At 39.6% G+C, this 19,328-nt stretch carries 15 protein-coding genes; 9 read left to right on the forward strand and 6 right to left on the reverse strand.

Annotation, left to right across the window (positions count from 1 at the left end):
• Window positions 1–10 precede the first annotated feature (10 nt).
• The gene (locus R2Q85_RS22755) at window positions 11–3,019 is read right to left on the reverse strand and encodes a SusC/RagA family TonB-linked outer membrane protein (RefSeq protein WP_316814106.1); all 3,009 of its coding nucleotides are present in this window, start codon (window positions 3,017–3,019) and stop codon (window positions 11–13) included.
• A 157-nt stretch (window positions 3,020–3,176) separates the two neighbouring features.
• Window positions 3,177–3,410: a hypothetical protein gene (locus R2Q85_RS22760; protein ID WP_316814107.1), complete on the reverse strand. Its 234-nt coding sequence runs from the start codon at window positions 3,408–3,410 to the stop codon at window positions 3,177–3,179.
• A 594-nt stretch (window positions 3,411–4,004) separates the two neighbouring features.
• On the opposite strand from R2Q85_RS22760, the gene R2Q85_RS22765 reads away from it, so the two are divergent.
• The 4 genes from R2Q85_RS22765 to R2Q85_RS22780 all read left to right on the forward strand — a co-directional run bounded on the left by R2Q85_RS22765 (window position 4,005) and on the right by R2Q85_RS22780 (window position 5,983).
• Window positions 4,005–4,313 carry a helix-turn-helix transcriptional regulator gene (locus R2Q85_RS22765; RefSeq protein WP_316814108.1) on the forward strand — a complete coding sequence of 103 codons (309 nt, stop codon included), beginning with the start codon at window positions 4,005–4,007 and terminating at the stop codon, window positions 4,311–4,313.
• 613 nt (window positions 4,314–4,926) lie between these two features.
• The gene (locus tag R2Q85_RS22770) at window positions 4,927–5,133 is read left to right on the forward strand and encodes a DUF2281 domain-containing protein (protein WP_316814109.1); all 207 of its coding nucleotides are present in this window, start codon (window positions 4,927–4,929) and stop codon (window positions 5,131–5,133) included.
• Window positions 5,133–5,522, forward strand: a complete 390-nt coding sequence (locus R2Q85_RS22775; protein ID WP_316814110.1) for a type II toxin-antitoxin system VapC family toxin — start codon at window positions 5,133–5,135, stop codon at window positions 5,520–5,522. The genes R2Q85_RS22770 and R2Q85_RS22775 overlap by 1 nt, the downstream gene beginning before the upstream one ends.
• 233 nt (window positions 5,523–5,755) lie before the next feature.
• On the forward strand, window positions 5,756–5,983 hold the full coding sequence (locus R2Q85_RS22780; protein WP_316814111.1) for a hypothetical protein: 228 nt from the start codon (window positions 5,756–5,758) through the stop codon (window positions 5,981–5,983).
• Window positions 5,984–6,652: 669 nt separating this feature from the next.
• On the opposite strand, the gene R2Q85_RS24625 is transcribed toward R2Q85_RS22780, so the two are convergent.
• A complete protein-coding gene (locus R2Q85_RS24625) occupies window positions 6,653–6,910 on the reverse strand; it encodes a hypothetical protein (RefSeq protein ID WP_410478907.1) in 258 nt (85 codons plus the stop codon).
• An 83-nt stretch (window positions 6,911–6,993) separates the two neighbouring features.
• Window positions 6,994–7,161, reverse strand: coding sequence for a hypothetical protein (locus tag R2Q85_RS22785; RefSeq protein WP_316814112.1), 168 nt, complete (start codon window positions 7,159–7,161; stop codon window positions 6,994–6,996).
• A gap of 558 nt (window positions 7,162–7,719) precedes the next feature.
• Between R2Q85_RS22785 and R2Q85_RS22790 the strand changes: the two genes are divergently transcribed.
• The 5 genes from R2Q85_RS22790 to R2Q85_RS22810 all read left to right on the forward strand — a co-directional run bounded on the left by R2Q85_RS22790 (window position 7,720) and on the right by R2Q85_RS22810 (window position 15,950).
• Complete coding sequence (locus tag R2Q85_RS22790) at window positions 7,720–8,883, forward strand: FecR family protein (RefSeq protein ID WP_316814113.1); 1,164 nt, start codon at window positions 7,720–7,722, stop codon at window positions 8,881–8,883.
• Window positions 8,884–9,050: 167 nt separating this feature from the next.
• Window positions 9,051–12,410 carry a TonB-dependent receptor gene (locus R2Q85_RS22795; RefSeq protein WP_316814114.1) on the forward strand — a complete coding sequence of 1,120 codons (3,360 nt, stop codon included), beginning with the start codon at window positions 9,051–9,053 and terminating at the stop codon, window positions 12,408–12,410.
• Window positions 12,411–12,444: 34 nt separating this feature from the next.
• Window positions 12,445–14,202, forward strand: coding sequence for a RagB/SusD family nutrient uptake outer membrane protein (locus tag R2Q85_RS22800; RefSeq protein ID WP_316814115.1), 1,758 nt, complete (start codon window positions 12,445–12,447; stop codon window positions 14,200–14,202).
• The gene (locus R2Q85_RS22805) at window positions 14,196–15,275 is read left to right on the forward strand and encodes a hypothetical protein (protein WP_316814116.1); all 1,080 of its coding nucleotides are present in this window, start codon (window positions 14,196–14,198) and stop codon (window positions 15,273–15,275) included. The genes R2Q85_RS22800 and R2Q85_RS22805 overlap by 7 nt, the downstream gene beginning before the upstream one ends.
• 90 nt (window positions 15,276–15,365) lie before the next feature.
• Entirely contained in the window at window positions 15,366–15,950 is a 585-nt protein-coding gene (locus R2Q85_RS22810; protein WP_316814117.1) for an RNA polymerase sigma-70 factor, read from the forward strand.
• Window positions 15,951–16,057: 107 nt separating this feature from the next.
• Here R2Q85_RS22810 and R2Q85_RS22815 read toward each other — a convergent pair whose 3' ends face one another.
• Window positions 16,058–16,837, reverse strand: a complete 780-nt coding sequence (locus tag R2Q85_RS22815; RefSeq protein ID WP_316814118.1) for an SDR family oxidoreductase — start codon at window positions 16,835–16,837, stop codon at window positions 16,058–16,060.
• Between the two features lie 57 nt (window positions 16,838–16,894).
• Window positions 16,895–18,865, reverse strand: a complete 1,971-nt coding sequence (locus R2Q85_RS22820; protein ID WP_316814119.1) for a metallophosphoesterase — start codon at window positions 18,863–18,865, stop codon at window positions 16,895–16,897.
• Between the last annotated feature and the right edge of the window lie 463 nt (window positions 18,866–19,328).

The following is a 19,328-nucleotide window of genomic DNA, read 5'->3' on the forward strand; positions in this document are numbered from 1 at the left end:
TATTTAATCATTAAAATGTGATTTGAAAGCCAGCTGTAACCATTCTTAAAGGAGGAAGGTTAAAACCCCTTGATTCCGGATCTAATCCCAGATAATTTGTGATCGTCACCAGGTTTTGTGCCTGCAATGTTATTTTAGCTTGCTTTAAACCAATTCCCTTTAATTTATCGGATGGTATGTTATAGGCCAGGGACAGATTTTTTAACCGGATAAAAGAAGCGTCGCCAATTCCGTCTTCGCCAAAGCTGATGGCATACAGGTAAGGAAGGGAGTTTAATGATGCGGTATACTTTTGGATAGGTGTAACATCCCCAGGCTCCCGCCATCTGTTAAGTACATGAACGGGTTGATTTGTCATCCCCCCAGGGGCAGTAGAAGTGATGCCAACTACCCCGGGTTGCTTTACAAACTGAAAGAGAAAATCAAGCTCCCAATTTTTAAAATTAACCACACTCTGAAATCCTCCGGAGTACTTCTGGTCCATATTTTTTAGTACTCTAAGATCTCCGGGAGTAGAAATACCGCCGTTTCCGTCGAAATCTACAAAAGACAGTATCCCGGTCTTGGGATCTACCCCGTTAGCTTGTAAGAGTTTCACAATGCTGAGCGACTCGCCGACAATATATTTGGTATTATAAGTGGTCTTTTCAATGCCCGGAAAGGAATACAATTTATTTTTAGGAACACTCAGATTGATGTTTACAGACCAGCTAAAATTTTCTTTTTCAATTGGGTTTACGGCCAATTCCAACTCCAGCCCACTGTTTTGAACAATTGCAGGCAGGTTTTCTGAAATTGAGGTAAAACCCACATTGGCCGGTAAAGGTGAGGCAACAATCTGATCGGAAGAGCGGTTGCGGAAATAGGTGGTGGTAAGATTAAATTTGTTTTTTAAAAAGCCAAGCGCCAAAGAAACTTCGGCCTTTTTGGTGGTCTCCCATCCATAATCAGGATTAAATAACCGGTTTGAAACCAGGCTGGGACTACCCTGATAAGCTGTTGAGGTAGTCCAATTGTCCAGATACCGGTAATCGCCAATCTGGTCGCTACCGGTAATGCCATAGCTTGCCCTTAATTTTCCAAAACTCAGAAACTTAAAATTATCTGCAATAAACGTTTCCTCAGTAAATATCCATGCGGTGCCGATTGCGCCAAAGTTTGCATACCTGTTTTCTGGTCCGAAACGACTGGAACCATCTTTGCGGGCAGTGAGGTTTACAAAGTACTTCTGATCCAGGTTATAATTGATCCTGCCATACACAGAAAGATACCTGTATTGGCTGTTCAATGCTTCATTCAGCACTGCGGTCATCGTTGTTGCAGCAGAAATATTTTCCATTAGCCCATCGCTAACAAAGCCCGTTCCCTGTAATGTTTGCCTGTGCAAACGGTTATCCTGTATCGTTGTACCCGTTAATAAACTGATGGTTCCTTTCCCTAATTTTCTGGAATACGAAAGCTGGGGCTCTAAGTTTAAAGTTTCATTCCAATTGTCCGCGTAGTTTGCGGTTCTGCTATTGGCATTTAATGTGCCGTCCTGATATCTGGCAGATAAGGGAGCTGTTCGTATCTCATCTCTTCTCATCCTGGTATAGCCGACCCTGCCGGTAAATTCCAGGCCCAGCAAAATAAGGTAACTGAAATTGCTATTGATGGTTAAGGTTCCAACATCAGCTTTAAATGGCCGGTAGAGAAGCGCTAATGGATTGCTTAGAAAAGTGCCATTTTCCCAGTTTATTGTACCTTCCGGAGTAAGTAATGCCGGTGCATTGGGTGGCAACAGCATTTGAACTCCCAAGTTCCCTGTGGGCAACCGGCTCACTTCCAGATTATAGCTGGTTGTACCGCTTATCTTTAGCCTCTGGTTTGCAGAAACATGGTTAACATTTAAACTGGTGGCTTTTCTTTGGTAGTTTTTATCTCCTGGATACACGGTACTCTCCCGGTAATAGTTTCCGCTCAATAGAAATGTGGTGTTTTCATTTCCTCCGGATAAGGACAATTGTCCGTTTGAAGTGTTCGCGGTTCCACCAAAAAGTTCCTCCTGCCAATCGGTATATCTTTCCTGATCCCAGGCACCGTTTACATCATAGGCCGATGCAGAGGGTGTGGTCTTGTCGTTGGCATAGGCCTCTTTACGCATCTCTATATATTCTTTGGTGTTTAGCAGTTCCATTTTCCGGGTCACGTTTCCCGTGCCCTGATAAAAATTGGCATTTATGCTAAGCGCCCCTGCCCTGCCCTTTTTTGTGGTGATCAACACTACTCCGTTTGCCCCTCTGGATCCATAAATTGCCGTTGCATCCGCATCCTTCAGCACCTCTATACTTTCAATGTCGGATGGATTAATAGAGCTTAAAGGGCTCGCCTGGGGTACAATGATTCCTCCTACGGTAAAGGATGATAGTGATGCAGAAGGCACCTGAACGCCGTTGAGGATATACAAAGGATCATTCCCGTTTATTAAACTGTTTGTGCCTCTGATCTTCACGCTTATGCCCCCGCCTGGTACGCCAGATTGCTGAGTAACCTCTACCCCAGGAACACGCCCTTGCAGAGCTTGCAAAGGATTAAGAACAGGTTGTTTTCCAATGGTCGACGCAGTTACTTTTGTAATGTTACCTGTTCTTTCCCTTTCTTTTACCGTGTAATAACCCGCATTGATCTCAACTTCCTGTAGGTTTTTGTCATCTGGTTCGAGGGAAATAATCAATTGCTCTTTTAGTGGAACCTGGATGTTGATGGTTTTGGCTTTGTGGCTGAGGTACTTCACGGATAAACTATAGGTACCATTAGGCAAGGCTAAGCTAAATTCTCCCCTATCGTTGGTTAGGATGGGGTGGCTGGTGTTTGTTATCTTAATTACGGCACCGGGTAAAGCTTCACCCGTTGTGGCGGCTATTACCTTACCCATTATGGCCTGGTTTTTTAATGGTGGTGGTTCGATTGGCTCCTGGGCTTTAAGATTAAACTCTAAGCAAAGAGCAGCCATTACGATGATGAATGTCGTTTTAAGCATGTGAATAATAAGTTTTTAATCTCCTGTATTTTTGTTTTAGATAACAATGGAGATTGTTAGTTAAAAATTAATGTGATCATTCCCGTGCACAGGATCCCTCAGCGGGCTATTTACAAATAGTAGTTTTTTATCAAATGTGTTTAGTTTTGTATTGTACTTAGTCGTATTCACCGAATTCCAGCAGTTCCTGATAACTGAGCCCATATAGTTTGGCGGTTCTCCGAAGCAGCGCATCTGTGGGGTATAAGAAATCGCTTTCGAGTTTCAGATAGCTGTCCAAAGATTTTTTTAGTAATAGGGCTGTTTCGCTTTCAGATCTATCGGCAATTTGCCTTAACAAGACAAACTTTTGGCCGAAGGTTAATTGCATGGTTTCGTAATTCACTTTCATCGATTTGAGATTGAGCCAGCATGGCAGGTATTGCACTATAATGTGCTAGCGATTGCGGGTGGTTAATTAATATAGAATTATTGGGATGCCTTAATGAAAGATTTGAATCAGCTAGTGCGGCGGGCAGACGATGAGGGCAAAATTTTTGCTTTGGTTGGTTTGGTTAGTTTTCATATCTCATTAAGTTAGTTTAAACTTTAAATGAGTCTCAGCAGAGGGAAAGAAAAAAATAGGGAGGATTCCTTACCACCACTGTCCTTCGTTGACACCCCGGAGTGGATTCACGGCAAGGCCCAATCCCCTATTAAAAACAAATATACCGTTTTTAAGGACATGGGCTTTCTTACCGTCTCTTCTCGGGGTGTCAACACGAAGAACTCAGAGACCTTGAGTAACGTAAAAATACTATTATGTACTTTATTTATCTATAAAAAGTCATTTTAAGTTAATAAATAGATTTTAAATGCATATGTAAATATAAATAAAATAGACTTTAAAACAAATAAAAAATACCAATAAAATCTATTTAAATACTTTTTAAATCTATATATTATTGAAAATCAATTATTTAGAGATTTTTATATTTGTTTTACTATGAAGAAAAAATCAAGAATAAATAGAATTAGCATTTTTTTAGATGAGGTTGGATTGGATCAATTGGAGCTTGCTGAGCTTTTAGATGTTGCCAAAGATACAGTTGGACGATGGTGTAGAAATGTTGCTCAACCTTCTTTGAAAAATCTCCGGAGGGTAGCTGAATTAGGACATGTAGATGTTAGAATCTTACTCGAACCGATGAAGTGGGATGAGAATGACGGCCCATCACCGATTGATATTTATTTGGATAGTAAAGCTAAAAGACAGTCTGAAGATAAGAAAACAATAAACGCTAAAAAGAAATAATCATCTGATTTGACGATATTGGTATAATGGGTATTGACACTCCTCCATAACTACCTACCAAATCTTAAACAACAAATATCTGAAATAAAAAGCGTGAAGACTTCTCAGGATCTTCACGCTTTAGGTCCACTTTATAGTGATGAGTAAACTGAAACAAGAATTATTCGATAATAATCTTGATTATTCTAGACATTAAAATGTACGGTACATGACATTAAATTATTGATAATGTTTGTTTTACAAACCACAAAACCTAGAAATTATAATACTTCATACAGATTTTTGATTTTTTTAATTTTTATCTCGGCCCAAGGCCTTAGTTAACCGTCATATATATAGTTAACTCTAAATTTAAGATGGAAATAAAATCGGCTAAAGTATTACTCGAAAAATACAGGGAGGGTACTTGTACTAAAGAAGAATGCACAATGGTTGAGGAATGGTATGCGACCTGGAACGAAGATGATAAAAGTTTATCTGATGAACGGTTGGATAATGCGGTGACTAGAATTTATGATAGGTTTCAATTTGTTTAAGAGATAATCTGTTGATTTGGAGGTGTGGTTATTTTAGAGAATAATTCGTATTTTTGTATTAGTCAAAAGAAAATAAAATGACAACTTTAACACTATACGCCAAATTAGAAACACTTCCTCCTGATCTTAAATCAGAGGCTAGTGATTTTATTGATTTTTTGATCGAGAAGACTAAGAAGAAAAATCAAAAAGGCATAACACCTAAATTTGGTAGTTTAAAAGGGAAAATTAAAATGTCAAGTGATTTTGATGAGCCTTTAGAAGACTTTAACGATTATATGTAATGGCGTATTTGCTAGATACCCATGCTTTTTTATGGTTTTTAAATGGTAGTGAAGAGCTTTCTAATAACGCCAGGCAAGCAATTGAAGACACTACTAAATTAAAATACATAAGTATTGTGTCATTTTGGGAAATCGCAATAAAATTAAGTCTTAAAAAACTCGAACTAGCAACCTCTCATAAGGAACTCTTAACCCAAGCTATAAAAAATGGCTTTGAAATCTTACCACTAACATTTGATCATACTGCCGGAGTGATTAGCCTAGAATTCCATCATAAAGATCCTTTTGACAGAATGATCATATCCCAGGCAATTACTGAAAACTTACAGATTATAACTAAAGACGAAAAGTTTGATTTGTATCCTGTTTCCTTAATTTGGGATAAATAAAATTCATTTTTTTCCTTTTTCCACTTTAGAATTACTGCAACGAATTGGTTACTAACTGGTAAATACTTAGACAATTAGCTGCCTTTTCAAAAAAACTAACTTACTGACATGAAGAAAACGCTCATCATCTTTTCCTCCCATTATCAATTACTAAAATTCACGCGCAGGATATAACCGCCTCTGGGTTCGGTTCAATAATATGATATCATTGTAATGATCTGATGTTATTTCTTGTGTTATTATCAAACAACCTTATTTTATTAAATGACTATGAACAAAGAAGAATTAAAAGCATTGCTATTAAATACAAGTCTGCAAAGGCTTCTGATCAGGAAAAAGCATTATTTGAAACCTGGTATCTTCAATATCAGGAAGAAGGACCGTCTAATTATACTGTTGATGAAATCCTGGAAGATCTGGATTTAGTTTGGACAGCGTTGGAGGGAAAGTTTAACAAGTAAAATGATGGTTCGTAGCAGTAAAAATGATCTGGCTTTACGTATCTGAATGTTGGACGATGTTCATTTTACAAATGAAAAAACAACAGATTATAATATTTCATACAGATTTTTGTTTTTTTTTGATTTTTATCTCGGCCCAAGGCCTTAGTTAATTGTCTTATATATAATTAACCTATCTGCTCTTATATGGAAAGAAAATAAGCTAAAGTACTACTCGAAAAATACAGGGAGGGTAATTGTACGAAAAAAGAATGTGCATTGGTTAAGGAATGGTATGCATCCTGGAATGACGGTGATGAAAGTTTATCTGATGAAAAGTTGGATGATGCGGTAACTAGAATTTATGATAGGTTTCAATTTATTTAAGAAAGCGTGAAGACTTCTCAGGATCTTCACGCTTGCTCAGTCCTGAATTTACTTGTCCTACCATATATTTAGGAGCTTATTGGACAAACTGAACAAGTATCAAATTATGCTTAATTACTATCAGAATGATAAAATTTATAGCACGTTTGCTCATCGTAATTTTGTCCGATTTTCAACAAAGTGCTTGGAAACTCAGCATGATTTGGTGAATCAGGATAATATTGCGGTTCTAAGCAAATGCGTGTAAATGGCATAAATTTGTCAGCTAAGTAGATGTCACGGTAGTATATGGCGTTTACCACCTCAAAGATTAAAATAACTGTGATTAGTAAGATTAATCACAGTGTCCAAATCAGCTGTTGCCTGGTAACGGATAGTTAATTCATTCGTATCATTTAAGGTATAGATTACAGTTACCTGCACATTTCCCGGATAACCTTCTTCCATATGTGCTATCTGAATATGCCATAGTTTTTTATGAAACCCATTTTTTCCACCATGCAAATGGTGCACTACATTTTCATTTAAGCTAAATTGAACCGTCGAGTCCCCTACCCTCAATTCCCCCCTGCGATACGATTGGCATAACGCCCCACTGCCACCCCAATGTAATACTGGTCGTTGTAATAATCACTACGTTCCGGCTAGGACAAAACTAAATTTTCAATATTGCCGGATGCATCAGGCATAAATATACCTTGTATAATGGCACCATAATTAATGATGTCCACTTTAAATCCGCTACTATTAATCAAGCTTATTTTAATAAGTTCACCATCAGCATGTTCACCTATTTTTTTAGTTACCATCATAGATTACCAATGCAACACTGTGTGTCAATTGTCATTCCATCAATGATCGATGTTTTTCAGCTATACATATATAGTACTTTTTCGTCAAAAACATAAACTATCTTATCATATTTATAACATTCATTTTAGTGTTTTAATAATAAGAAGGCAGCTATGGTAATGACTACTTCAATGGCATTGGCCAGCAACAGCTTTCCGCAGTTCATTTCAATTTTTCATCTGGATAAATGTAATTCCCAGTTCTGCTAGTTCCTTTTTTTAGCGGAGGTAAATGAGGTGCAATCAAAAATTTCTTTTCTTTGAACCTACTAATCCTGATTCTACTTCATCAAAATCAGCTAATATATTCCCGTCATCATGGCCATAGCCAATAAATTATAGTTCGAGACAGTTAAATCTTTGATTTTCCAATTATCACATTTGAAGTGTTTCATGAGTAAGTTGTTTTCGCACTGATCATTAATATGCTAAAAAAAAATTAACACCCATCTACTCCCAAGCCCCATCATAAAGGTCTTGTCATATGGTAAGGAAATAAAACAAGTCCTTCCAGAAAATATGTATCATAATCAATTACGTGACCTGCTGAAAAAATATACCGAGGGAAATTGTACCGAAAGTGAAAAAGCTTTAATAGAAACCTGGTATGTCCGGAATTATCCAACTACCTCCTTCAATCCTTCTCAAGACGAATTGGAGCAGGATTTGGCAACTATAACGGCTCGGCTACCAGGGTCAGGTTCCATCAAGTTAAAACAACGGAGGAAGTATCTACAATATGCATCTATAGCAGCCTCGTTGCTAATGGTATTGACCATTACGCTGTACTTTTACAAAAACATAGATCATAAAAAAGAAACAAAGACTGTAAAGGTTACTCAGGAAATTCGTCCGGGAGGTAATAAAGCAACACTCACCTTATCAGATGGCACAAAAATACTGGTCGATAAATTGAAACATGGTACTGTTACTCAGCAAGGAAGAGTGACCATAATAAAAGCAAAAAACGGACAGCTCATATATAACATACTTAAAGCTGACAAAGAAAGTCATAAAGAGGCCACAGGAGAAAATACCATTACAACTCCCCGTGGTGGTCAGTTCCAGGTAAACCTTCCCGACGGAACAAGAGTATGGCTCAATGCGGCTTCCACATTAACTTTCCCTATTGTATTTAAAAACAGCGAGCGTACTGTGCGATTGGATGGAGAAGCCTACTTCGAGGTATCAAAAGATGTGTCAAGACCATTCCGTGTTCAATCCGGTTCTCAAGTAGTCGAAGTATTAGGTACACATTTTAACATTAATGCTTATGTTGACGAATTGTTTATCAAAACAACCTTGCTTGAGGGATCAGTGCGTATATCTTTGCTTGGGAGCAGCAATGCCCGGATTTTAAAACCCGGCCAGGAATCAAATGTTGGAAAAACCGGAACCGTAGCTGTTAAGCAGGCTGACCTGGAGCAAGCCGTTTCCTGGAAAAATGGCAAGTTTGTTTTTACCGGAGACAATATTGAGAGCATCATGCGCAAACTTTCTCGCTGGTATAACGTGGATATAGAATTCAGGGGCGACATGAGTGGAAAGAACTTTGTGGGTACTGTATTTAGATATCAAACTATACAAGATGTTTTAAAGGCCTTAGAGCTAACCGGAACCGTGCATTTTGAAATCACTGAATCACCCAATGGAAAAGAAAGGAGGCTCATCGTTATGCCGTAACAACTCTACGTAATGAAAAAGCCGGAAATGCGGTGGCACGCAATCCGGCATGCTGGGTTACCAAAGAAATTTATGAATCAACAGAAACCGCAACCATCAAATATATGAAAATTTGTACTCATTTGCCCTGTATAGCAACTTTATGCAGGTCAACTATTTTTTTGACCATGAAATTAATCGTCGTATTGATAATCGCTTCCCTGCTTCAGGCAAGTGCATCAGGTTTTGCTCAAAAAATAAGCCTTAACCGGCAAAATGTTCCTCTTATCCAGATCTTTAGGGATATACAGAATCAGACCGGATACAACTTTCTTTACAACCCACAGATGTTGGAACGATCTAATCCTGTTACTATCAGGATTAGTGGAAGCTCCTTATTTGAGACACTAGATAGAGTATTCGAAAATCAGCCGCTCACTTATTCGTTGTACAACGATAATATTGTCATCAAGGAGCGAAAAGGAAATGAAGCACTTAAAGTAACTCCGCAGGTGCGGCTACTCAAAGGAAAAGTTACCACTAAAAATAATGTACCACTATCCGGTGCTACAGTACGTGTTAAAGAAACGAATCAGCGAGCTATAACCGATGAGAATGGTAATTTCGAATTACGGAATGTAGCTGACGATGCTGTTCTTATAGTTTCTTACATCAGTTTTGTTACGGTCGAAATACCGCTACAAGGAAAAGATACCTTGACGATAGTGCTGCAAGAAGATAATGCAGACTTATCTGAAGTAGTGGTGGTTGGCTATGGTACGCAGAAAAAAGTAAACCTGACCGGAGCTATTGAAACAATAGATGGAAAGGTACTCGAATCACGGCCGCTTTCAAACGTTGGTTCTGGCCTGCAGGGCGTAATTCCGAATCTCAATATTACACACGGGCCTGGCAAGCCGGGATCCTCTCCGGCCTATAATATCCGAGGGGCTACCTCCATCAATAGCGCTGGTACACCACTGATGATTGTTGATGGTGTGCCAGCAGACCTCGCCCAGATTAATCCTAATGATGTGGAATCGGTAACTGTTCTAAAGGACGCTTCTTCTGCCGCTATTTATGGGGCCAGGGCAGCATTTGGGGTGATCATTGTAACTACAAAAACCGGGAAAAAGAATGCTAAACCTACAATTTCATATTCGGGTCTAATGTCTGCCAACGCACTTACCTACCGACCTCACCAGGTGAACTCCCTTGAGTTTACGCGTGTGTATAACGAAGCGGCAGATAATGCTAATGTTGGGCGTTCTTTCAATGATGACGTGATACAGGGAATAAAAAAATATATGGAAGATCCTATAAATAATCCATACATACAGCCCTTGCCAACGCGCCCGAACGAGTGGTTTGGAGAAGGGTCTTTTGCCAATACTAACTGGTATAACGAATATTATAAATCTTACGGGCTAAACCAGAACCATAATGTAAGTATCGCCGGTGGTGCAGAGAAGATATTGTACTATGTATCTGCTGGTCTGTACAATCAAAATGGGATGCTGAGGTACGGGAATGACCGATTCAATAAGTATAACATCACAGCAAACATCTCATCTGAGATTACAACCTGGTTGACCATGGGAGCCCGAACACGGTTTAACATTAGTTCAGTTAATGAGCCTTACAGCTACGGCAATTACTATAATCTCGTCAATACACTCTGGCCTAATATCCCTGTACGTTCACCAAATGGATATCTTACTGAAGCTTCACGACTAGCATTGCTCGATAAAGGAGGACGAAACGAAAATGCATACAATGATGCATGGTATACTTTCTTCAGTGAAATTAAACCTGTTAAAGGGTGGAAGATTAATTTCGATTATACTTTTAATCCATACTGGGGGAAAAACACTTCTGTAAAAAAACGTGTTTACACTGACTATGTTGACGGGTCATTAAAACTTATTGACAATAGTTTCCCAACCAGTGTTGCCGAGAGTGCTGTGAATGACTCATATAGTACTGTAAATGCCTATACGTCGTATGAAGCGCATATCAATCGAAATAATTTCAAAGTGCTTGCAGGTTACCAATATGAGTTGAAAAAGTTTTACAGCATTAGCGGTAATAAGGCCGATCTGTATAACGATGAAGTTCCTACTTTTGACCTTGCCTACGGGAATGCTAACCTTTCAAATGCTAAAAGTCATTGGGCAACGTTAGGTTATTTTGGCCGGTTAAATTATGATTTCGACAATAAATATCTTTTAGAATTCAACTTGCGCTACGATGGTAGTTCGCGTTTTTCGGATGGCCGTCGCTGGGGTTTATTCCCATCGGTGTCTGCTGGCTATAACATCTCGCGAGAAAAATTTTGGTCGCCAGTATCCAAATATGTGAATGACTTTAAACTACGCGCTTCCTATGGAGAGCTAGGAAATCAAAATGTTCCAAACTACCTTTATCTTACATTACTTAACTTTTCTTCCAACCTCCCTTATATCCTAAATAACGTACGACCTACTTACCTAACACCTCCAGGTACAAGTAGCCTTGATGTAACCTGGGAAACGATACAGACTTTGGATGTGGGGTTCGATCTCTCGACATTTAAAAACCGACTTGACGTCACATTTGACTGGTATCGCCGGCAAAATTTTGATATGTTGGGCCCTTCAGAAGCCATGCCTGGAGTTTATGGTGTTGCACCGCCAAAACGGAATAACGCAAATATGTTGACTAATGGATTTGAGGCCTCGGTAAGATGGAGGGATAATATAGGACAGATCAATTACAATGTAAAAGCTACAGTGGGAGATTGGAAGGCAAAAATAACCCGTTATCTTAACCCGACACAAAGTTTGTCGACCTATTATGAGGGGATGACTCTTAACGAACTTTGGGGATATGAAACGGTTGGCCTTTTTCAGTCGCAGGAAGAGATAGCTTCATCACCTAAACAGGACTATCTATCAAAAAAAGCCTGGACCGAAGGTGATGTGCGCTACGCTGACCTGAATGGGGATGGAGTGATTGATGAAGGTAACAAAACGGCGCTTTCTTCAGGTGACAAGAGGGTAATTGGCAACAGCACCCCTCGTTATACATTTGGATTGAACATTGCTGCCGATTGGAAAGGTTTCGATTTCAATATGTTTTGGCAGGGGATCGGCAAACGTGATGCCTGGCTTGACGGTACGCGCTTCTGGGGGATTATTGGCGAACAATTCTCATCAAACGTATATGAAGAAACACTCGATTACTGGTCGCCTACTAATCGTAATGCCTATTATCCAAAACCTTATCTCAGCCCAGATGCCGCTAAATACCGACAAATCCAGACTCGTTACCTGCAGAATGCCGCTTATGCCAGACTAAAAAACCTGCAACTGGGATATTCAATACCTGAAAAGATAGCCGAGCGATTCAAATTTTCGAAATTCCGTATTTTCTTAAATGCGGAAAATCTGTTCACGATAACAAAAATGATCAATACAATGGATCCGGAAACTATTGGCTCAGGAAACCAGGGGAACTTTTATCCGCTGCAGCGCACCTATAGTTTTGGTATAAATGCGTCCTTATAGTTTACACTTAATTGATAACGACATGAAAACTAAATTGCTACAATTTACAATCCTTGCGGCCTGTCTTTTTGCCAGCTGTAAGAAAGATTTTCTTGACCGCCAGCCCCTCGACGCAGAGGCCGATGAAACATTAATTTTTACCCAGCCGGAGATGGAAGCATATGCGAATAATTTCTATCAGGCCTTACCCGGAATAAAGAACGGTGAACTGGCCGGAGGAATCTTTTGGTTGGATAACCCCTCCGATAATCTGGTTCCTTCAAACATTAATTCCATTCCCCTAATTACCGGCACCTTAGCACTTTCCAACACATCTGGCTGGAACTGGAGCGGGGTTCGGGCAACCAATTATTTTCTCCAGAATATATACAAGAGTAAGGAATCACCAGCAGTGCGCCTGCCCTATATAGGAGAAATTCGGTTTTTCCGGGCAATGTACTATTATGACCTTATGCGGCGATTCGGTGACCTACCCTGGTACAACCGTGTACTGGAAGCTAATGATGCAGGCTTACAGGCTCCCAGGGTGTCACGTTCTGTGATCTGTGATTCTATACTTGCCGATCTGGATTTCGCGATTACAAATCTTAAGCCAAAGCTAAGCGCGGCCCCGCAACGCCTGAACAGGGATGTTGCAATAGCTTTTAAAGCCCGTATTGCACTTTATGAGGGCACTTGGGAAAAGTACCATAAGGGTTCTGCATTCGGTGGATCAAAAACTGATGAAGGTATTGCAGATTATCTCAGGCAGGCACGAGACGCAGCAAAAGCACTAATTGATGGAGGAAATTATACGATTCATTCCACCAATACCGTAGAATGGGACTACATAAATCTTTTTAATCAAAAAGATCTCTCAACCAATAAAGAAATTATTCTCTGGAAGAAATTTGACGCTTCATTGCAGGTAGGTCATTCAGCAATGCGCTACAGAGCCGGCGGCACAGGATTGTCGAAAAATCTGGTCGAGTCGTACCTCGATATTGATGGTAAACCCATTGCAGTTTCTTCAAAATATGCTGGTGATCGTACATTGGAAGATGTGGTGAAAAACCGAGACCCGCGCCTCCGTCACATGATCTGGCTTCCTGGCGAAGCTGTAGAATTCAATTCGGCGGGCGTAAATGTTTATCCGTTTTATTTTAATTGGATGCCCTCCGGCGATGCGGCAAAAAACCCGACAGGTTATCAGCTCTTCAAGGGCCAGATCCGTGATCAATTGGAAGGTACATTGCTGGGTACAGGAACCCGTGCAGAAATTTTGTTTCGTTTTGCCGAAACCATGTTAATTTATGCAGAAGCAAGAGCCGAGCTCAATGAACTTAATCAGGCCGATATTGATTTGACCATTAATAAGTTACGGAAACGGGCTGGTATGCCAAACCTTTTAATCTCTACTATCATCACCGATCCTAACTGGCAATTTCCCGGTCTTTCACCAATAATGAATGAAATAAGGCGAGAGCGTAGGGTAGAACTGGCCGCTGAAGGTTTCCGTCCGGACGATCTTTACCGTTGGCGTGCCCACCATCTACTAAAAGGCTACCGAGCAAAGGGTGTGTGGGCAGCCTTACTTCCAAAATCGGGCGGCAAAAATCCATATACCGGGGGGGCAGCACCTACCATTACTTTAGGAACGAATGTTCTGGTGGGAGCTGATGGATATGTAGAACCTTTCATTAAGTCTTTGCCCAATGGGTTTTTGTTCAACGAGAAACGGGACTATCTCTACCCGATTCCGATTGAAGAACTGACATTAAATACTAATCTTAAACAGAATCCTGAATGGTAATTCAAAATAGCTGCCGACCGATTCATTACACATTTCTTTCGGTTTTATTTCAATTGATACTGACCTCTGTTTTGGGTTTGTTTCCTGCCGTTGGGCAGGAAACAAACCCCTACCGCATTGAGGTTCTGGATGGCAGCCGAGAGCTTTTATTTTCCCAGGACAAATATTGGGAAAAAGCGACATTTTCTTATAATAAAGTAATAAAACTCTCCAACAAGAAATGGTACATGTGGTATACTTCATGGAAAACATTAAAAGGAGGAGATTACAATGGTCATTTATGTTTCGCGCATTCCGAAAACGGGAAAGACTGGGTGAAAGAAATTCCTGGGGAAACTGAAAAAAATAACAATATCATATTTGGATCAGGCAATGGAAGGAATGATGGCGTAGTTGAGCCTGACGTTTTTTTAAATAGACATGACAGGAAATTTCCTTTTCGTATGATTTTTACCGCAAAAGACTCCAGTGACAGAATGAAAGAAAAGACGTTCATGATGAAATCGGCCAACGGATATCGTTGGGTCGATCGTAAAGTCATCTGGGCACATAAACACGACAGCCAATTCTCGGTAACGCCATTGAAACATAATTATAGAGTAGATTTGCGCATGTGGGACACAGTTGGTACGAAACGATACCGTACCGTTGGAACGGCCACCATTCGTCCCGACGGTAGTACACTGATGCCCCAAAAACAAATTTTGAGTGTTTATAGATATGCGCCATTTACGGATATTTACAATTCTGCATCTAGCAAACTAAGGAAAGGCGATTACCTATTTCTTCCCACGCTTTGGGATCCAGCCTATGATCGCATCGCTATTGTGTCTGCGTTTAGTGTTAACGGGACAATCAATCTGGATACAACCGATCTAACACGATTGCTTTTCGATAAACAGGTAGGCTGGGCAACTGTATCTCCAGGCATTATTTCTACTGGCAAACGTGGAGAATATTGGATCTATTACATCGGCCGCTCTGAATCCCATGATTCAAAGGCCCCAATTGGGATGTCAGCATATTACCGTATAAAAATTAAGATCATTAAAGCAGGCCGGCCGTTTCATTAGTGTACCCGGTAACACATAAAACATAAGCAATGCGTATACGATGAAGCTTATTTTTTTTACGTATATTTATATACATCACAGCTTCCTTGTATGAAAGATTTTACACTTTTAACCGACCATGAATTGCTGGTTCTGCTTCGTGATGGTAATCATAAGGCTTTCCTTGAAATCTATCACCGGTACAAAGCAATTTTGTACCTGCATGCCTGCAAACGATTAAACGGAAATACAGAAGATGCAAAAGATCTTATTCAGGAATTATTTACAACGATCTGGCACAAACATGCTGATTTATTGATCACCGAAAACTTGTCAGCATATCTCTTCACCTCCGTACGTAACCGGGTAATCAAATTTATTTACAGAAATAAATCAGCACATCGTTATCTCTCCTCGCTAGACAAATCTATTACCGAAGGACATAGTATAACAGATCACCGTTTGCGCGAAAACGAGTTAAGGAGGCTGATTGCTACTGAAATAGATGCACTTCCACCGCGCATGCGGGAGATTTTTTTATTGAGCCGGAAAGAAGGATGGTCTCAACGGGAAATCGCCCATCACCTTAATCTTTCAGAATCCACCGTAAAAAAACAAGTACAAAACGCGCTTAAAATTTTACGGATAAAGTTAGGATTATTAGTATGGCTATTGGTTTATTTGTGGCGGTTTTAAGGATCGAATAGTGTTACGTAATATTAATATAACGAATTAATTGGTAAGCTATAAACCAGGTATTTTGGCAAATTGCCGAAATACCTGGTCATACTTAGCTACAAAAGCTACCATGATGTCCATCCACCGTCAACAAATAGATTTTGACCGGTAATAAATGATGCTGCATCAGAAATCAAAAAAGCTGCTGCTCCAGCTATTTCTTCTTGTCTCCCTACCCTACCCATCGGAACCTTATTTGCTAGTCGGTCAACGAATTCAGGATTATTCTGTTGAACCGCTGGGCTGGGAAAAGGACCCGGCGAAATACAATTGCAGCGTACATTATATTTGCCATATTGCACCGCCATATAGCGGGTCATCTGTATTATCCCTGCTTTCCCAATACCATACTCTATAGGATTGACATTCATTGGAGATTCATATACATCCGGATTTGGCGATACCGATCCATACATACTTGAAAATAAAACAATACTACCTGATTTTCTTTCTTTCATCACGTTTCCGACTTCTCTGCTTAGGATGAAAGTGGACGTTAGCCCTCCATGGTTGACTGCATCAAAATCTTCCGCAGTAAGTTCGTTAAATGCTTTTCCCGTAGAGGCGTAACTTAAGTCTATCAGTCCATCTGGCGCACCCGATTGTGCAATCATTTCTGACACAAAGGCTATAGAGCGATCGGTATCACGTGTATTTAAGGTGGCTGCACTTAGTTTTTCACGGTTTTGCAGCGTGTAGATGAAGTCATTTGCCCGGTTTTCTATATCTATCGCCAGGACACTGGCGTCTGCTTGCTGTAGCAGTTTTACAATAGCCTGCCCAAGATAACCAGCGGCTCCGACGACCCAAATGTTTCGGCTTTCTAAACTAAAAAGAGTTGTCATAATTATTAGGTTTATACATTTAGTATATCAAGTATTCTACATCAAATCAGATCCATATTAAGGAAAGAAAAATTTTCGAATGTGAAAAGGCAAATTTACCAATTTGCTACCGCTTACGCCCAAAACCATTGTAGTTACTGCTTGTGTATCTTGATTGTAAATATATAATGTCTGGTTTGATGTACGATAAATCGCTGGTTGTACTTTTCCCAACCCTAAATAGTCACCCGGTGCAGGAATATCACCACTAGCCGTAGTAACAATGGGTCCGTAATTAGGTAGGTCTGAGGCAACGCCTCTAACATTCCATATACCTGTTGTTTGTTCGTATACACAAATATCTGTAATTCCATCACCGGTATAATCACCCGGAACCGGAATATTTCCTTGCGAACCAAACTGCATATTCGACACAACATTACGTATATGCCACGTAGGACTGCTGCCAGGTCGATAAACAGCTAAATCAACTATACCATCGCCATCATAATCGCCTTGTACTGGAATATCCCCAATTATTGATCCCCAAGCAATTGTAGCCTGGTCTTTTATATACCATTTTCCATCACCTGTTCCTTGAGCATTCATTGGCCTAAAGATTGCAATATCGGCACGTCCATCTCCATTATAGTCAGCCGGAACTGGGATGTCACCAACCAAGGCGCCCCAATAAATAGGAGATAAACCTATAATGTTCCAAGTTCCATCTCCCGATCCACCTGAAGTTACTGGACGAAAAACGGCTATGTCTGCCTGGCCATCACCTCCAAAATCTGCAGATACTGGATAATCTCCTGCCTGACCATAAGTTTGGGCATTAACATCTGAGCCACTCCAACTTCCATTTTTGAAAAATGTCAAACCAGTTTTACCATCATTATTAAAATCGAAGAACCGGCAAGACGTAGTGCTTCTGAAAAGCGGACGATTAAATTGACTATCTCCGTCAACAAGAAAATATGGTGAAATATTTCTATTTTGCAAATAAGGAGAATAAGTTTTTATACTGATTTTATCGTTACCAGTTGATATTTTTACTAAACGCATATAACCATTTCCTCCGTTACGTTTTCCATCAGCGTCTTTGTAAAATTGATAATCGGAAACAAAAGTTTTAATCGTTTTTCCATTATGGGTATTTTGACGGTAACCCTCCCCATCCACATGACCTCCGAGGAACATGAACACATTAGGATTGCCTTTAAGTTTAGCATAGGTAGAGTTACCTTGAGAGCTTAAAGTAGCTGGAATATTAATGTCATTTGGAGCGTTACCAACATGATGAGTAACTACGATAATTTTACGTGTTGGGTAAATACTCAATACGTTATCTAACCAATTGTTTATTATTGCCGTTTGCGCATAGTTTGAATCAAATTCAATATAAATGACGATGAAATCCATACCACCAGCTGTAAATAAATCATAATGATTATCATTGTTATTGCTAGTGGCGCCTTCCAAATTGTTTCCATACCAAGATTTGCCAGCAAAATGCGAGCGACCAAAATAGGTATTATATTTAACTGTTTTACTTGGATCTGTAGCAGCTCCTCCATTATCATGATTACCAACACACGTACCATATGGTACGTTGGCTGTATCTAATTTATACAGAACATTGGTGTTGCGAATCCATTGGTTATCTAAAGGATAATCGTCAGTCATATCACCGAGATGTGCAACATAGACAATATTTTCTGTTGATCGATTATTAATAATCCAGTTTATTTGATCGAGATACATATTCATGTTTGCCCGTGTACCTGCAGGAACATCAAAATCGTCGACATAGCATTGCGTATCTGGAATTACCGCAATAGTAAAATCAGATCCAGAGACAATAGATTCTGAATTAGAACCCATAATTGCGTTAACGCCAAGCTTACTAAGTAATTCTGGTTCGACGACTTTTTTACATCCAGAAAAAGTAAAAATAAAAGCAAGATAAAAGGCAATGGTTTTCTTTAGCACATTGCGGATTGCTCTCAAATTGGAGTTCCCATTTTTTAAGTTTGTTTTTTTCATATCGGTTCTTATTTAATTTAAAAAATATCAAACACATGTGTTTATCAAAAATTATAAAGTTTGATGATCTTGTTTATTAGACCCTCAACGCAAGGGCAGGGAGTAGGAAAAAATAATTTATTTTGAACAAGGAAGATGGGTAGTACTTTTTAGAATGCTGCCCCACCAAAAGCGGAAGAACCAGCTAAATATCAATTTTGCCTAAATGCTCAATTGCCATGCGAGAACCAATATTAATAACCCGATTATAATGTATGCCATAGCAAAAAACAATGTCGCTTGTTTTCTGGAAAGTTTCATATTAATCTATGGATTTATTTGTTTTAGAAGAAGTTCATATTTGATTGAAATCCCTTACTAACCTCAGTTTAATGGGATAAGTTTATTAACATCCCACTTGAGCATCGTTTTATTCTCTCCCGGTCGAATATGTAAACAGTCTTTTTACAAAGAGCGATCTGTC

This window comes from Pedobacter heparinus (assembly GCF_032678725.1).
In the GTDB taxonomy this organism is placed as follows: domain Bacteria; phylum Bacteroidota; class Bacteroidia; order Sphingobacteriales; family Sphingobacteriaceae; genus Pedobacter; species Pedobacter heparinus_A.

Bases quoted from the DNA above. Each gene is read 5' to 3' on its own strand.
- R2Q85_RS22760 (WP_316814107.1), bottom strand. From the start codon at position 3,410: ATGAAAGTGAATTACGAAACCATGCAATTAACCTTCGGCCAAAAGTTT.
- R2Q85_RS22765 (WP_316814108.1), top strand. From the start codon at position 4,005: ATGAAGAAAAAATCAAGAATAAATAGAATTAGCATTTTTTTAGATGAG.
- R2Q85_RS22755 (WP_316814106.1), bottom strand. From the start codon at position 3,019: ATGCTTAAAACGACATTCATCATCGTAATGGCTGCTCTTTGCTTAGAG.
- R2Q85_RS22815 (WP_316814118.1), bottom strand. From the start codon at position 16,837: ATGACAACTCTTTTTAGTTTAGAAAGCCGAAACATTTGGGTCGTCGGA.
- R2Q85_RS22805 (WP_316814116.1), top strand. From the start codon at position 14,196: ATGGTAATTCAAAATAGCTGCCGACCGATTCATTACACATTTCTTTCG.
- R2Q85_RS22785 (WP_316814112.1), bottom strand. From the start codon at position 7,161: ATGATGGTAACTAAAAAAATAGGTGAACATGCTGATGGTGAACTTATT.
- R2Q85_RS22795 (WP_316814114.1), top strand. From the start codon at position 9,051: ATGAAATTAATCGTCGTATTGATAATCGCTTCCCTGCTTCAGGCAAGT.
- R2Q85_RS22810 (WP_316814117.1), top strand. From the start codon at position 15,366: ATGAAAGATTTTACACTTTTAACCGACCATGAATTGCTGGTTCTGCTT.
- R2Q85_RS22770 (WP_316814109.1), top strand. From the start codon at position 4,927: ATGACAACTTTAACACTATACGCCAAATTAGAAACACTTCCTCCTGAT.
- R2Q85_RS22790 (WP_316814113.1), top strand. From the start codon at position 7,720: ATGTATCATAATCAATTACGTGACCTGCTGAAAAAATATACCGAGGGA.
- R2Q85_RS22820 (WP_316814119.1), bottom strand. From the start codon at position 18,865: ATGAAAAAAACAAACTTAAAAAATGGGAACTCCAATTTGAGAGCAATC.
- R2Q85_RS22775 (WP_316814110.1), top strand. From the start codon at position 5,133: ATGGCGTATTTGCTAGATACCCATGCTTTTTTATGGTTTTTAAATGGT.